12 protein-coding genes and 1 pseudogene are annotated in these 14,418 nt (G+C 38.4%); 8 read left to right on the plus strand and 5 right to left on the minus strand.

Annotation, left to right across the window (positions count from 1 at the left end):
• The first annotated feature begins 472 nt into the window (after positions 1 to 472).
• The 7 genes from J8L97_RS12970 to J8L97_RS13000 all read left to right on the plus strand — a co-directional run bounded on the left by J8L97_RS12970 (position 473) and on the right by J8L97_RS13000 (position 8,142).
• A complete protein-coding gene (locus J8L97_RS12970) occupies positions 473 to 682 on the plus strand; it encodes a helix-turn-helix transcriptional regulator (protein ID WP_211050251.1) in 210 nt (69 codons plus the stop codon).
• A 73-nt stretch (positions 683 to 755) separates the two neighbouring features.
• Positions 756 to 1,883, plus strand: a complete 1,128-nt coding sequence (locus tag J8L97_RS12975; protein ID WP_211050253.1) for a hypothetical protein — start codon at positions 756 to 758, stop codon at positions 1,881 to 1,883.
• A complete protein-coding gene (locus J8L97_RS12980) occupies positions 1,880 to 2,332 on the plus strand; it encodes a three component ABC system middle component (protein WP_211050255.1) in 453 nt (150 codons plus the stop codon). The genes J8L97_RS12975 and J8L97_RS12980 overlap by 4 nt, the downstream gene beginning before the upstream one ends.
• Positions 2,329 to 4,368, plus strand: coding sequence for a DUF3732 domain-containing protein (locus J8L97_RS12985; RefSeq protein WP_211050257.1), 2,040 nt, complete (start codon positions 2,329 to 2,331; stop codon positions 4,366 to 4,368). The genes J8L97_RS12980 and J8L97_RS12985 overlap by 4 nt, the downstream gene beginning before the upstream one ends.
• A 266-nt stretch (positions 4,369 to 4,634) precedes the next feature.
• The gene (locus tag J8L97_RS12990; protein WP_211050259.1) at positions 4,635 to 5,894 is read left to right on the plus strand and encodes a hypothetical protein; all 1,260 of its coding nucleotides are present in this window, start codon (positions 4,635 to 4,637) and stop codon (positions 5,892 to 5,894) included.
• A 130-nt stretch (positions 5,895 to 6,024) separates the two neighbouring features.
• Entirely contained in the window at positions 6,025 to 7,032 is a 1,008-nt protein-coding gene (locus J8L97_RS12995; RefSeq protein ID WP_211050261.1) for a YiiX/YebB-like N1pC/P60 family cysteine hydrolase, read from the plus strand.
• 69 nt (positions 7,033 to 7,101) lie between these two features.
• Positions 7,102 to 8,142: an IS481 family transposase gene (locus tag J8L97_RS13000; protein WP_211050263.1), complete on the plus strand. Its 1,041-nt coding sequence runs from the start codon at positions 7,102 to 7,104 to the stop codon at positions 8,140 to 8,142.
• Positions 8,143 to 8,213: 71 nt separating this feature from the next.
• On the opposite strand, the gene J8L97_RS13005 is transcribed toward J8L97_RS13000, so the two are convergent.
• The 3 genes from J8L97_RS13005 to J8L97_RS13015 form a co-directional block, all read right to left on the minus strand.
• Positions 8,214 to 9,116 carry a DarT ssDNA thymidine ADP-ribosyltransferase family protein gene (locus tag J8L97_RS13005; RefSeq protein WP_211050265.1) on the minus strand — a complete coding sequence of 301 codons (903 nt, stop codon included), beginning with the start codon at positions 9,114 to 9,116 and terminating at the stop codon, positions 8,214 to 8,216.
• A gap of 645 nt (positions 9,117 to 9,761) precedes the next feature.
• The gene (locus tag J8L97_RS13010; RefSeq protein WP_312037165.1) at positions 9,762 to 10,391 is read right to left on the minus strand and encodes a recombinase family protein; all 630 of its coding nucleotides are present in this window, start codon (positions 10,389 to 10,391) and stop codon (positions 9,762 to 9,764) included.
• A 146-nt stretch (positions 10,392 to 10,537) separates the two neighbouring features.
• Positions 10,538 to 12,211, minus strand: a complete 1,674-nt coding sequence (locus J8L97_RS13015) for a recombinase family protein (protein ID WP_211050269.1) — start codon at positions 12,209 to 12,211, stop codon at positions 10,538 to 10,540.
• A gap of 127 nt (positions 12,212 to 12,338) precedes the next feature.
• On the opposite strand from J8L97_RS13015, the pseudogene miaE reads away from it, so the two are divergent.
• Positions 12,339 to 12,971, plus strand: a pseudogene (miaE, locus tag J8L97_RS13020) (tRNA isopentenyl-2-thiomethyl-A-37 hydroxylase MiaE); the annotation flags it as partial.
• Positions 12,972 to 12,986: 15 nt separating this feature from the next.
• Here the strand turns inward: miaE and J8L97_RS13025 are convergent.
• Complete coding sequence (locus tag J8L97_RS13025) at positions 12,987 to 13,727, minus strand: UDP-2,3-diacylglucosamine diphosphatase (RefSeq protein WP_211050271.1); 741 nt, start codon at positions 13,725 to 13,727, stop codon at positions 12,987 to 12,989.
• Between the two features lie 57 nt (positions 13,728 to 13,784).
• On the minus strand, positions 13,785 to 14,276 hold the full coding sequence (locus J8L97_RS13030) for a peptidylprolyl isomerase (protein WP_211050273.1): 492 nt from the start codon (positions 14,274 to 14,276) through the stop codon (positions 13,785 to 13,787).
• Positions 14,277 to 14,418: the final 142 nt, after the last annotated feature.

Below are 14,418 nucleotides of genomic sequence, written 5' to 3' on the forward strand. Positions count from 1 at the left end.
GAAGTGTTTGCGCTGCAACATATTTGGGTGTTATTTCAACAACCGAAATATCTATGATGGTTGGCCTGCACTTATCTTAAACACTGTCTTACGCTTTCCTTGAAATTAAAGAGTTTTATTAATAACAGTCATTTAGCCCCCCTAAATGACCGAACGAAAAGTTAGCATGCTGTGGTGCAGCGTATTAGAAGTCATTAGCGGCGTATGTTTTTTATCATTTGATTGCAACAATTGTCGTGGGATCGTCATTCAGGTCTTGTATTAAGCATTCCGGTGCAATCTTTTAGGTATTATGCAGTTGCTCAAATAGAAAATATTTGCTGAATGCTTGCTTTGGATATTACGAAGTCAAATGCATCTTCCTCTAAACCGTAATAATTAGAGTTAAACTTAAAAAATTAAAGACAAAGCAATATTATGGGTGTATAAAATAGTCTTAGGTTTGATTGTCTTGCTCTGAGGGGAAGGCCACATGATCAGGTGTCACCTTGCACGTTTGATGGGCGAACAAAAAATGAAAATTAGTGACGTCATCCGAGAGACCGGTTTGAGTAGAAATACAGTTACTCTCATGTATAAAGAAACTGCGAAAAAGTATGATATTGGGGCTTTAGACAAAATTTGCGAGCTTTTTGATTGTGAAATTGCAGACTTATTAGAACGAGAAGTCAGTAAACATTGATACAAAGGGTTACAGGTAGTTGGTTGTCTCAAATTTCAGTTTATTGACAATTATTGGAGTCTAGGAAGAGGGAGTGAGCACAATTAAAACAAAAAATGCTGCATTAACAACAGCGCTAGCGTTTCATTATCAAGTGCTAATTGGCTTGGATAGCTGCTTTTCACTTGAAGATGGGCAGAGAATTTGGTTCGAATTAGATGGCGATGTTAGCTTACTTTCCTCAGACTCTTCTGTATCTATACAAACCGAAGTTAAAGATTATGCTTCGCCACTTACAGACCATCACGAAAACCTATGGAAAACACTAAAAAATTGGCTTGAGCCGGCATTCGAACATCATCAGTATGGTGTCTTGGTTTTACATACAACCCAAGCTTTCGGAAAAACTACACGTTTAAAAAATTGGAACGCTTTGAGCTCCGCCAAGCGTTTAGCTGTGCTTAAAGAAATATTCGCAGAAAGAAGCGAAGAAGAAGTTAACGCTGAAAAAGTATCAGAAGTAATCAAGCATCAAAAGTCAGTTATGGCGTACGATTCAAATGTACTTGAGACTTTGCTTACAAAAGTTACCTTGTATACGGAAGCTGATAGCTCCCAAAAGCTTCAAGAAAAAGTTAAATCTTACCTTGTGGGCATACCTCCTAGTAATCGTAAAAGCTACTTAGACGGGCTTGTAGGCTTTGTATATGGTCAAGCCTCAAATCAATCATGGAGTATTTGTTATAAGGATTTTACTGCAAAGTGTGAAGAGTTAACTGCGCGTTTATGTAAAAAGGAGTTTACCTTCCCTGCATTTTCTGGACAAGAGGCGTCAGAGAGTGAGATTGAGCAGCACCAGGATCGCGATTTTGTAAAAAAAATTACGGATATTAATCACAATGTGATGATTACTGATGCGGTGGGAAACTGGATCGAACTGCAAAACTCGCTTATCGAACAATTAGATGAATATCCACTCTATAGAAAGCAAACAGTTACTTATCAGAATCGATTGGTGAAGAAGTTTCAACTTCAATACTCCAATGCCCAACTAGAGGACGATGATGTTATTAAGAGTTCAAAACGACTATATAACAATACTATTGGCGAACAAGCGTTGAATATGGGAGATAATATACCTCCGATTGAATACAAAAATGGTTTAATTCACGATGCAATGGATGACGAGGAGCGTGAATTGCAGTGGAGGGTTGAAAAGTGAGCAGTGTCGTTGATGCACTATACGAGCTAAAGTATAACCCGTTTGAGTATGGACCTTATTTCGTTTCATTCTATCGAGCGCTTGACGAAGCCGAGAATAACCTTTTATTAGCTCCACTTTTAATCCCGCTTTGTAGTCACCCGATTTACGAAAAAAAGATATCTAATTCAAATGTTAGAAGTTCAATCTGGTCTGTTTTTGACGACCGCTCTAAGCTTTACGATCTACAAGAACGTATCGACGCATTTCAAAAACTAACAGAGCAATGCATTCAATATTGCTTGGTTAATGATTGGATAGTTGTAAATCAAGAGAGCTTGTCTCTCAGTATATCTGGCAGTGAGAGCAAAGAAATCGCTTTCCCAAAAGTTGCAGAGAAGTTAGGTCGTTTATTCAAAGAGCATTCAGTAGTTGAAATATATGCGTTTTTAGGAGTGAAACCGCAATGAGAACTTTAATTCACGAAATTGGCGTTATTGATAATAATGGGAACAAACACCCTGTAAAGTTTCAAAAAGGATTAAACGTCGTGACTGGTAAGTCTTCGACAGGTAAGAGTGCTCTTATCGAAATCTTTGACTATTGTTTTGGTAGTGGCGAAAACACAATTCCTAAAGGGGTTATTACTGATAACGCTGACATGTATTACGTTGCTTTAGCTGTTAATGGGCAAGATATGGTTATTGCACGTGATCCGAGCCTTACTAACAAAGCTTTCTTTCGCCGCGAAGATGTTTTTGAATCCGACGAAATTGATAGAGAATACTTCAATACGAGCTATTTCCGTCCATTAGAAGAGTTCAAGAAACATTTAAGAGACTTCTTTTTGGATATAGATGATGTCGATGAATCCTTGGCTGCGAGAGCTAATAGAAGGTTTAACGCGAAAGCGCCAACACCTTCCATTAGAAGCTTTTCGTCTTTTACGCTGCAACATCAAAACTTAGTAGCTAACAAACATGCCTTGTTCTATCGATTTGATGAAAAAGCTAAGCGTGATCAAGCGATAGAGCATACTAAAATATTTCTGGGGCTAGTTGATCAAGAGTTTTATCATTTATCTCAAGAGAAAGAGCGATTAACGGCTGAGGTTAAGAAGTTAGAAAGGTTGAAAGATACTAATAAGCGAACTTCTGACGTTAACAAACAAAAAGTCGGTCCAGTTTTAAATCAGCTATACGCGCTAATGGGGATTAAAGATGAACCTCTGTCGTTAGAGAAGATAGTTCGACACCCTCAAGATGCTAAAGAACAACTTGATAAAATAGTTGTCCCTGAAAAAATTAACCACAACTCTGATGCTATAACCCAAAGATATAATCAACTAAAAAAAGAGCGTGATAGTAAAACAGCAGAATTAAGAAAAATGCAACGTCAAATTGCTTCTATTAATAAAAACATTAGCGAAGAAGAGCGATTTGTTGGCAACATAAAGAAATTTAGCGTTCCGCAGCATGTTCATATATCAACATCAGTTTGTCCGTTTTGTAATACGGAACAAGATTCACTTCAAGAAAGCGCAGTTAGACTGAAAAAAGCTATTTCTAAGGTATCTGGAAATCTAGCACAAGCTCGTCCAATGAAAGCGAAATTTCAGTCATCTCTGGTTGCGGTACAAAGGGAGACTGAGTTATTAAACAAAGAGTTACTAGCTCTGAGTAAAGAAATAGAAGATGTCGAAGCTACAGAAGAAAAAATAGCAAAAAATAAGAGTCTTTATGAAAGTGTTATTATGCAAAAGGCTAAGCTATTCGCTCTTTTGGATAATCTTAATATCGCTGATGATGCAGATCTCGAGCAACAACTAAAAGCTCTGATAAAACAGTTAAAAAGCATAAATAGAGACCTTGGTAAGTATGATGTGCAGCGTGGACTCGAAGATGCGTCTGCAACAGTAAATGAATATATGACTGAGATTGGAAGCCATTTTGAATTCGAAGCTAGTTACAAGCCAATTAATCTTCATTTTTCATTTGAGACTTTCGACTTATATCACCTAACATCCGATGGTGAAAAAATTTATTTGAGATCAATGGGAAGTGGGGCTAACTGGTTATATTGCCATGTTACTTTGTTTTTGGCATTGCATAAGTATTTCGCTGAGCTAGGAGATGCATGCGCAATCCCTTCATTACTTTTCTTAGATCAACCAACACAGGTCTATTTCCCTAACTTTAATCGAGATAATTCGGATACATTTGAAGAGCAGAAAGAGCAAGAAGCGCAATATAGAACAACAACAGAAAGGGCTGTGGATGAGGATATTAAAGCTGTTGAGAACTTGTTTAGTCAGTTATCAACTTATTGCAATGAATTGGAATTGAATAATGGATTTAGTCCGCAGCTAATTATTACTGATCATGCCGATAGTTTGGCGCTATCAAATGAAGTGTCGTTTGAATATTTAGTAAATGGCAATCGTTGGCGTAAAAGAGGCTTAATAGAGCCGCTTCCAGTGAAAGACGAGGAAACACCCGTGGCGTGAGTCTAGCTATTTCTTTTTAGATTCACCACGGTAATTTGAGAGGCTCGCTCAAATATAACTGGCAATCATGAATGTTAGTTAGGGTTGGGTAAGTTAGTATTTTCTCAATTCAGACCTTGTGCATGCTAACCTTTCCCACTATTTCTTACTCTCAAAAGGTTTTAAGTTTAGTCGTAAAGGTTAGCATCAGGATTCTTAGCGATTAGATGAGTCACTAATTCAAAAGTTACATACCATTAAGTTTTTATCACTCGAAGGAGTAATCATTGAGAACGGAAACACCGCAGCAAAGGATAATAAGGCTTCAAAATGCTGCAAATGCAATAGTGATGCATGCGTCTTCTGATAGCTTCAAAAACCTAATAGATAATAACGAAAATTTATTCCGTGGGTTTAGGCTAGTATATTCCACAAATAACATTGAGGCAGGGTTTTCACACTCTTCATTGAAAAGCATTGAAGATGACTGTCCGACACTAAAAAAATTTTTTTATGGTACGGGGTTATTGTTTTATTCCGAAAAGCATTACGAAGATACTAAAAGAAAAGGTCGAATTCGAATTCCAATAGATTATTCGCTAAGTCTAGATTCTAACGCTGCGGAGAGGTTTCGAATATGGGAAAGTGGAGGCTCTCTAGACAAAGAAGAAAGCAGATTTGAAGGGCTTGTTAGATTTATAATGGAGGGGAAAGAGCAAGGGTTTAATTTTGATTATTCTTTTTTCATTATTGAAAACTTATTGGACTCATTGAAGCCAGAAAATCTCCGGCCATTTAATACCATCAGCGCATTAAAGCGATTTGACCACCTAGAGTATGAAGGTGAATCATTTGATATTCGTAACCCAAAATTCACTGAAAACAAAGAGGTTGCTGGCCAGAGAGCAGTCGAAGCATTACGTGCCTTTCAATCAAGTACCGAAACCCAAAGGTTTCTAGACAGAAGAATGGGGCTTTATCTCATCTTCCTTAAAGCTGTTCTACTTAGAGAACAGAAAGAAATGGGGTTGTACAAGCAGTTGGAAGCATTGATTGAATATTCATTAGATACTCTAGGTGCCTTTGCTAAAACTGAAATTTATTTTTCATGGAAACTTTTGAAGTATGGTAAAACCTTTAGATTCTTTGATCCAATCAGTCAACTGGGGAAAAAATCACTTCACAAAATAAAAGGAATGTCTTGGGATCTGTTTGCGGTAAGGTACCAAGAAACACTTGCAAGTATGTCTGATATTGGCGATTTCTATGTTCCATTTTTTGCTTCATTTGATAACCGATTTGTTGAACTTGCACAAGCATGTCCTATCAGAGCAATTCTAATTGATGATCTAGATAAGCGGGTTATGACTATTCATTTAGATGAGTATGAGTACATGGTTGATCTAAATAGATCAATTTCTACGGAATTAAATCATCGGTTACAAGACCCCGAAGAAAAAATAAAACGTATGTCGAGAAAGCCTACCGTAAAAGAGTTAGAGAAAAAAGCTAATGAATTAGAGCTAGCATTGACTAAGTACTATTAACCTATAGAAACCCTAAAATTAAGGTGCGAAAAAACGGATTATTTTGACGAGGTGTATAGCATCTTTTTTATAAATTTATAATTCCGTGGCTTGGTGTTTGTCTTACAGATTGTATTACTAGGAAGTTAATATGTTTTTACTAAAAATGGAAAGCTTGATTGCTGGAGATATCATACTTACTGGGAATGATGAAAAGCTTAGTCGAGTAATAAAAAAGTACACTAAAGGGGGCTTTTCTCACGCTATTTTGTATGTTGGTCATGGCAGTTACATTCATTCAGACCGAGACGGTGTTCACTCTAATAATATACAGCGATTACTCTTCGAATCGAAAGATAACGTATCTGTTTTTCGGGCTATAGATAATTCCATTGTCCCAGCTGTTTGTCAGTATGCTCGTTCTCAAGTCGGCAAAGAGTACTCTATACCGAGTGCAGTTAACGCACAGTTTAAAGCTCCAATAGAAGTTGCTAGTAACCGTCAGTTTTGTTCAAAATTAGTTGCACAGGCTTACGAGTATGCCGGTTTGAAGTTAGTTAAAGTCTCCGAGCGCTGTACTCCGAAAGAAATCGAAGAGAGCCCTAGCTTGAAGAGGCTTGATGATATTGTTAGAGAAGCTAATGACGCTGAGATTGATTTTGCAAATAGTGAAAGCCCTTTGGATAAACAAACAAGAGTCACAAATGATATTCTGGAAAATGCGAGAAAAATTTTTGATAGAGATATACAGACTCTTTCAGAGCTAACTGCTGCATTATTTATTAATCCGGAACATGACTCTAAAATATCAAAACTTATGTTACTGTCTGGGTATTTCAGTTTGTGGGATGAAGATTTGGCAAGAAATTCATGGCGGTATGAATATTTATCATTCATGGAGTTACCTATATCGAAACAAGAGAAGGTTGATTTAGCTCGGAGAGAAATTGAAAGCTCCAAAGAAATGGTAAGTAGATTTGGAAGCATGTTGGAGCATTATAAACAGGCTCATGAAAAGTATGATTTGGAATATACTCGTTTACACAAATCACTATATGAAAAGTTGCTTAAAGCTATGCTTGATAATAATAAAGTTGCCTCAAGAGTAGTAAGCACCTTAACTGTATTAGCTCAGACTAGATCTTACATCTCACCTTGAAAAGTTGAGAGTTACCCGTTTTGATTAAAGGTGTCGAATCTTCAAATCAAAACAAAAGAGGTAACTCTCATGTTACATACTAACAACCCAATTATTAAACACAAAGCTGGCTTACTTAATCTTGCCGAAGAATTAGGTAACGTATCGAAGGCATGTAAAGTAATGGGCGTATCGCGAGATACGTTTTATCGATATCAAGAACTTGTGACCGATGGCGGTATTGATGCGCTTATCAATAAAAACCGCAGAGCACCTAACATTAAAAATCGAGTAGATGAAGCAACAGAAAAAGCAGTAATGGAGTATGCCGTCGCTCAACCGGCTCATGGTCAACACAGAACCAGTAACGAATTGCGTAAACAAGGTATCTTTGTTTCTGGTAGCGGCGTGCGCTCGATTTGGTTACGCCATAACTTAGAAAATTTCAAAAAACGGCTAAAGGCACTCGAAGCTAAGGTAGCAAAGGACGGCATTATTTTAACCGAAGCTCAAGTCGCTGCACTTGAGAAAAAGAAACATGATGATGAAGCATGCGGTGAAATTGAAACAGCGCATCCAGGCTACCTTGGTTCACAAGATACGTTCTATGTAGGCAATCTGAAAGGTGTAGGTCGTATTTATCAGCAAACCTTCGTTGATACTTATAGTAAAATTGCCTTTGCCAAGCTTTATACAACCAAAACGCCAATAACAGCAGCCGATATGTTAAATGATAAAGTTCTCCCGTACTTCGATGAATATGAGCTTCCAATGTTACGGATATTAACAGACCGTGGCACTGAATATTGTGGTCGAGTCGATCATCATGATTATCAGCTATATCTAGCGATCAATGATATAGAGCATACAAAGACGAAAGCTATGTCACCGCAAACAAATGGTATCTGCGAGCGGTTCCACAAAACTATTTTAAATGAGTTCTACCAAATTACATTTAGGAAAAAGTTGTATGCTGACATGGAAGAGCTTCAAAAAGATCTGGACGAATGGATGGATTACTACAACAATGAACGAACTCATCAAGGAAAAATGTGCTGTGGACGAACTCCGCTGGTAACATTAATTGATGGTAAATCGATTTGGGCTGAAAAGAATTTAGCTCAAATCTAAGCTGACAAAACACCGTTAAAAAACGGGTAACTGTCAGATCAGGTTTGAGCTACTACACCTTAACTTAACGATTATAAAAATTCATGATCAAGTCTGTTGTCAAATAACTCCGGACTTACCTCCGCTTTGATACCGTTTAGCTTCCCTTGGTACTTTGATAATGTTTCTTTGTTAGCAAAATGAGCGGCTATAATGTGACTGCATTCAACTTTATCAAAGACTAAGATCTCCGCTTGTGGATCTGTTGGATAATTATCTGGAAGGCCTCGTTCTTCGCGTGTTGGAAGTTCGTCGATATCGTCAAACATCTTCTCAAATGCCGTCGCCATCTTTCGATTTTCGATAACTTCTGATTTAACCTGTCGCGATGCAGCATTTCGCTCAAAAAATGCTGAATCTTTATTCAAAATAATCTCAGGAGATAACTCTAATATAACCCAATTTTGTTGGGGGTTTTGTACTCGCTTGATAAAGAACATTCTGTATTGAGGAAAGCTAACTGATATACAGTTTGCATTGAGAAAGCCATCTGAGCGATTGATATCTGTGTACTTGTAATCACCTTCTTTTAATTGACCTCTAGGAATTAATCCTTGGTTAACGATAGCTTCTAAGTTCTCAATTTTTGAAAAGTGATAGAGCGATCCTATTTCTCTGTTCCGTATAATGCCTTTGATACCGTCTGTTTCAATAGCATCATCAGACTCGTATTCATCAAACTCGTAAGACGCTTCACTAAAGTAAAGGTCTTCTTCATCAACTTGGTCTGACGAAAGGTACAACTCGTAGTAACTGTTAGAACCTACATAATCAATGTGATGTTCGCAGTGCTCACATTCGATTTCGCCCCAAAACTCTACTCCGCTGTCCTTCATTCGATCAGCTTGGAAGTTTGGCTCAGGGATAGAAATTGTTTGTTCGATTTGTTTCTCACACTCTGGGCAAGTTAATTTGATATCTGCGAACATGCTCATATTTTTTACCTTTACCATCGAATACTAGAGATATAGTTTCTCAATTTTTTTATTGGGTATGCAACATAAAACTGCTAGATAACAACCCATTGACAACGTTCTAGTTATCCCATTTATTTTCGTTTGTATTCGATCACGCAGCTAAACAAATCTGTCAATGTCGTTGTACAATGGTTTGAGAAATTAATATTTGATCACGCACTTCAATCAGATGGCAAAAGTCAGCCAAGAAGTGATAGTGGTTTCTCCTTCGTATTCGATCACGTACCTTAAATCAGGCAGTAGAAATCAGTTAAGAAGTGACGGGGCTCTCTTTCGTATTCGATCACGCAGCTAAACAAAGTTGTCACTACCGTTGTACAATGATTTGAGAAATTAATACTCGATCACGTACCTTTAATCAGGCAGTAAAAGTCAGTTAAGAAGTGACGGGGGCTCTCTTTCGTATTCGATCACGCAGCTAAACTAAGTTGTCATTAACGTTGTACAATGATTTGAGAAGTTAATACTCGATCACGTACCTTAAACCAGACGGTAGAAGTCAGTTAAGAAGTGACGGGGCTCTCTTTCGTATTCGATCACGCACCTTAAATTAGACGGCAGAAGTCAATTAAGAAGTGACGGGGCTCCCTCTTTCGTATTCGATCACGCACATGCGATTTGAGCTAACTGAATTTCTTTCTTTATGCGGTATACTGTAGCGACGCTGCAATCGGCCAGTTTAGCTACTTCTTCTGCACCTAGATTTTTAGCTGAGTACCTAGCAACTTTCTCGCGAGTAGCTTTATTTTTACTTCGCCCTCCGATGTTTTTACCAGCAGACTTAGCGCGCGCCAAACCTTGTTTGATCCTTTCGCGTCGCTTATCGTTATCTTGACGAGCCATAGTTGCCATAAGATCGAGCAACATATTGTTGACTATTTTTAATATGTTACTAGTTAAGTCGTCATCACTAATAAGTGTGTGAGTGGTTGGCAAGTCAGCAACAATTAGCCGTAGTTCTTTTTCGTTAATGATTGCTTTTAGCTGGTGCCATTCATCTAGCGATAGTCGAGAGAGCCGATCGACGCTTTCGACAAGAAGTATTTCATCAGCATTAGATTCAGATAGTAGCTGCCCTAGCATAGGGCGCTTTAACTTAGTACCTGTATAATTTTCAATGTATTTCCCAACAATCTTGATATGATTGTTTTCACAAAAAGTAACGAGCTCTTGTTCAGCTCGATAGGCGTCTTGTTCTTTTGTGCTTGCTCTCAAATAGATTCTAGCGTTCACATTACCCTCACTTCTCATTAGCCATAGGCATTACTATCTTCATTGATAAACTCTCAATAGCCATATGGCAAAATGTCTATTGAGAGTTAACTTATATCGGTCTTACGATGGAGAAAGTTCTTGTTCAGCTATAGTCGAATGAGACCTTATTCTCGCTGCTGCTTTTCTTTGTCGTCATCTATTTCTTGCATCTTTTTGTCGAAGTTAGATAAGAAGTCACCTAGGGTTGCGTCAAAATGCTGGTCAAGCTTAGTAAACTCTTCCGCTGGTAGCGATTGACGAAGGTTTTGTATCTCAATTGCATGTTTCCAGTATGCTATATCTTCATCTGTCATCTTTGTAAGCGGGTAGAACAGGTTTTCTTCGCTGTAGTATTCACTCGAAATTTCTAATTGTGGCAATGGATAATTGTCACATTTTACGACGTATTTTTTAATTTTCTTGTCAAAGCCTTGGTACTCGAAGTTTTGCGTTTCATCGAAGTAAAGCCTGTTACCATCGAGGTAAGCAAATAGCTGTAGCCTGTGCATTGCAGTATTGAACTGCTTAGGCTCTCTTAGAAGCTCGATTAAGTCGGGTAGTATTAGTTCTGCACTCTCAGCATGGCTGTCTTGATTTAGAGCTTGCAGTTGTTCTTGAATAGCTTCTATTTCATCTTCTATTTTAAGAGTATGCTTGATGGCATGTCTTGAAGCGTTATGGTTTCCATCAGCCTCTTCTTCTTCAATTGCGATTCTGTAATTTTCTAATTTTGACTCTAATTTTGCGAGCTTACTATTCAGCATGCTTTCTTGTTGCTGTCGCTCTTTGTTGACCTCAGATTTAGTTAGTCGCTCTAATACTTTGCGAAGCGAGTATTCAAAGAAAAAGTAATGAGCGACGATGAGGGGAAAAGTGCTTACAGTGGTACACTCAGAGCTTTTCTTGCCTTTGCGCTGTGTGTTGCTGCACCTCAGCAATGGGAGAGAGTAACGTTGCTTCTGCTTGTTGTAGGTTCGCTGAATGCTCATCCCACAGCCACACCCTTTACAGCGGATAAGGCCAGTTAGAGGCCATTGGCTATCTGGCTTTACGTTTTTATGCTTACGGTTTTCACGGATGTCCTGCGCTTGATAATATGTAGCTTCATCAATAGCTGCCTCGTAAACTTTGTTACCACGCCACATACCTATCACTGACTCTTTTGAAATCCAATCCATGACTGTGCTAGGGTTAGTTTTCTCTAAAAATGGAGCGTCGGGATACTTTTCTTTGATCGCATTTAATATGTTTCTCTGGCCTTGACCTGATAAGTACAGAGCGAAGATATCTTCAATAATAGGCCTGAACTGGTTGCATTTGCCTTCTTTATCGAGCCAAAACGGGCGTCGCATTCTAGGAACAATACCCTGCTTAGCGTTCTCTTCACGTCGAACGTAACTACCTTTGACCTTCTTTGAACGATACTCAGAGTCATTGAAAGCATGATTGATTTCAAAAAGTAGCTGAAATCTCGAAAAAATGTCATCTCTGCCTGATGGGTCAAAAATTTTATCCCTGTTAGCAATTGCAAAGGATATCCCATGATCCCAAAGTTTGAATAAAAGAGGCTCTGCTTCTTTTAAATTTTGTCTAGTAAATCGACTGAAGTCCTCAACTAGTAATATTGAGTTTGGCTGAACAAGGCCTTGTTCCAATTTGTTAAAGTACTCGCCCAGAGCTCCATCGGAGATGTTTTTTCCTGTATAAGCGGATATACCTTCATCAACTATTTCTTCTTCGAGCTCACACTCGGGATGTCTGTTCAGCCAAGACCGTATTAGTTTGGACTGTCTGTCCAACGAACTGTTTCCAATCTGAGCATCTGAGCTAAACCGCTGGTACGCATATACTTTACGCTTCATAACTTATAATTTTTGGGAGTATTTTATTTGGATAATAGTCAGTATGCACAGGTAGGTCAATAGTGAGCTCAAAGCTGCCCAGTCAGCGATGTTCTTGATACGTAAATATGCAGTTGACAAAGACAGTGCTGATGCCTTATTAGAGTGGCTAAAGCCCTTTGAAACACTCATTTATAAGCGAGAAGGGGATTGGCGTGCGCTTCCAGACAAGAATAAACTCACAAAGTCAGTGATCCCAAAATCTAATTCACCATATGGGCAAGATTTGATAGATAAAATGGTAATTCTGATTAAAGAAGAGTTACATCACTTTTATCAAGTGTTAGAGATCATGGATGAGTATGGTGTTGAATATCGCAGCATTACCCCGTGCCGCTACGCAAAGGGGATGCTGCGTCATGTTAAAACGTATGAGCCGAATGCGATGATTGATAAGTTGATTTGTGGTGCTTATATTGAAGCTCGTTCATGTGAGCGTTTTGCTAAGCTTGCGCCTCATGTTGATAAAAGGCTTGGGGACTTTTATGTTTCTTTATTGCGCTCAGAAGCACGCCACTATCAAGATTATTTAACGCTGGCAGAAGAGATTGCTGGTGGTGATATTTCTGAACGAGTGACGTTTTTTGGTGAAGTAGAAGCGGACTTGATCACTTCCCCAGATACAGACTTTAAATTTCACTCAGGATATCCAGTATAAGTTGCTTTGTTAAATTTACTTTAAGGTCGTCCCTTTGAGTTTTTGGCCAAGTTCATTAACGACTAAGTATGAACTTTGGCTATACCAATCACCTAATACAGTCCGGGTAAGAAGTGGTTGTTCGGGCTGTATTGGTTCATATGTATGGACATAAGGTCGATGTGTATGACCGTGGATCATATTGCATACATTGTGTTGTGCAAACATGTCTTTGACGGCATCGTTTGTCACATCGAGTATTTCAACTGCTTTCCCGGATTGATTTTGTTTGCTTTTTAAACGTGCTTTTCTAGCTACTCTACGGCGGTACCAAAGTGGCGTCGCAAGAATGAGTTTGGGCCACCACCACCCTCTACTTTTTTTACGAAACTGTTGATAGGCAATGTCTTGCGTACACATTTCATCACCATGGAGTATAACTGTATTAGTGCCGTATAAATTGACTACAATTTGTTCAGGCAGTAACGTAAAGCCGGCTTGCTGTGCATAAGCTTTACCAAGTAAAAAATCTCGATTGCCGTGCAAAAAGTACACTGAAATATGCATGCTTTGTAATGTTTTTAATTTTTCAGCAATGTTAATAGCCAAGGGTGCTTGTTCATCATCACCAATCCAGACTTCAAAGAAATCGCCTAAAATATATAGCGCATCGACTTCTTGATTCATATGCGTATCAAGAAAATCATAAAAAGCACGGGTAATGTCAGGGCGGTCATCGGTCAAATGAAGGTCAGAGATAAAGTAAGTTTTACGCATTGGGCCTCTTGCAAAATAAAGCGGGTAAATGACCCGCTTATGATTTGTTGTAATCGATTAAGCTACAGTAACCTTTTCGATTAGCACATCTTCAAGAGGGACATCTTGATGAAAGCCTGAAGAGCCTGTCGCTACATTTTTAATTTTCTCGACAATATCCATGCCTTCAACGACTTCAGCAAACACACAATAGCCCCAGCCTTGTGATGTTTCACTGCTGAAATTTAAAAAATCATTATTATTTACGTTAATGAAAAATTGCGCTGTAGCTGAATGTGGATCAGGCGTACGTGCCATAGCCAACGTACCTGTTTTATTACTTAAGCCATTAGTCGCTTCATTTTGAATAGGTGATTGGACTGTTTTTTGCTCCATACCTGGTGTAAAGCCTCCACCTTGAACCATAAACCCGTCAATTACACGATGGAATATAGTGCCATCATAAAAACCGGATTTAGCGTAATTTAAAAAGTTTTCAACAGTAGCTGGCGCTTCTTCAGCGAATAGTTTGATACTGATATCACCGAAATTAGTGTGTAGAACAACCATAGAGGCTTCCTAATAATTAGTTTTCAAAGAAGGATATTCTATAGCAGAAATAACTAGGCTGACAATTTTCGTCGCATATTTATTGTCAGCTGATGAAAAATTGCGCGTAAACATATGGATTTGTATTGATTTGGGTATAGAG

Origin of the sequence: Pseudoalteromonas sp. MMG012, assembly GCF_018100875.1 — a bacterium.
In the GTDB taxonomy this organism is placed as follows: Bacteria; Pseudomonadota; Gammaproteobacteria; order Enterobacterales; family Alteromonadaceae; genus Pseudoalteromonas; species Pseudoalteromonas aurantia.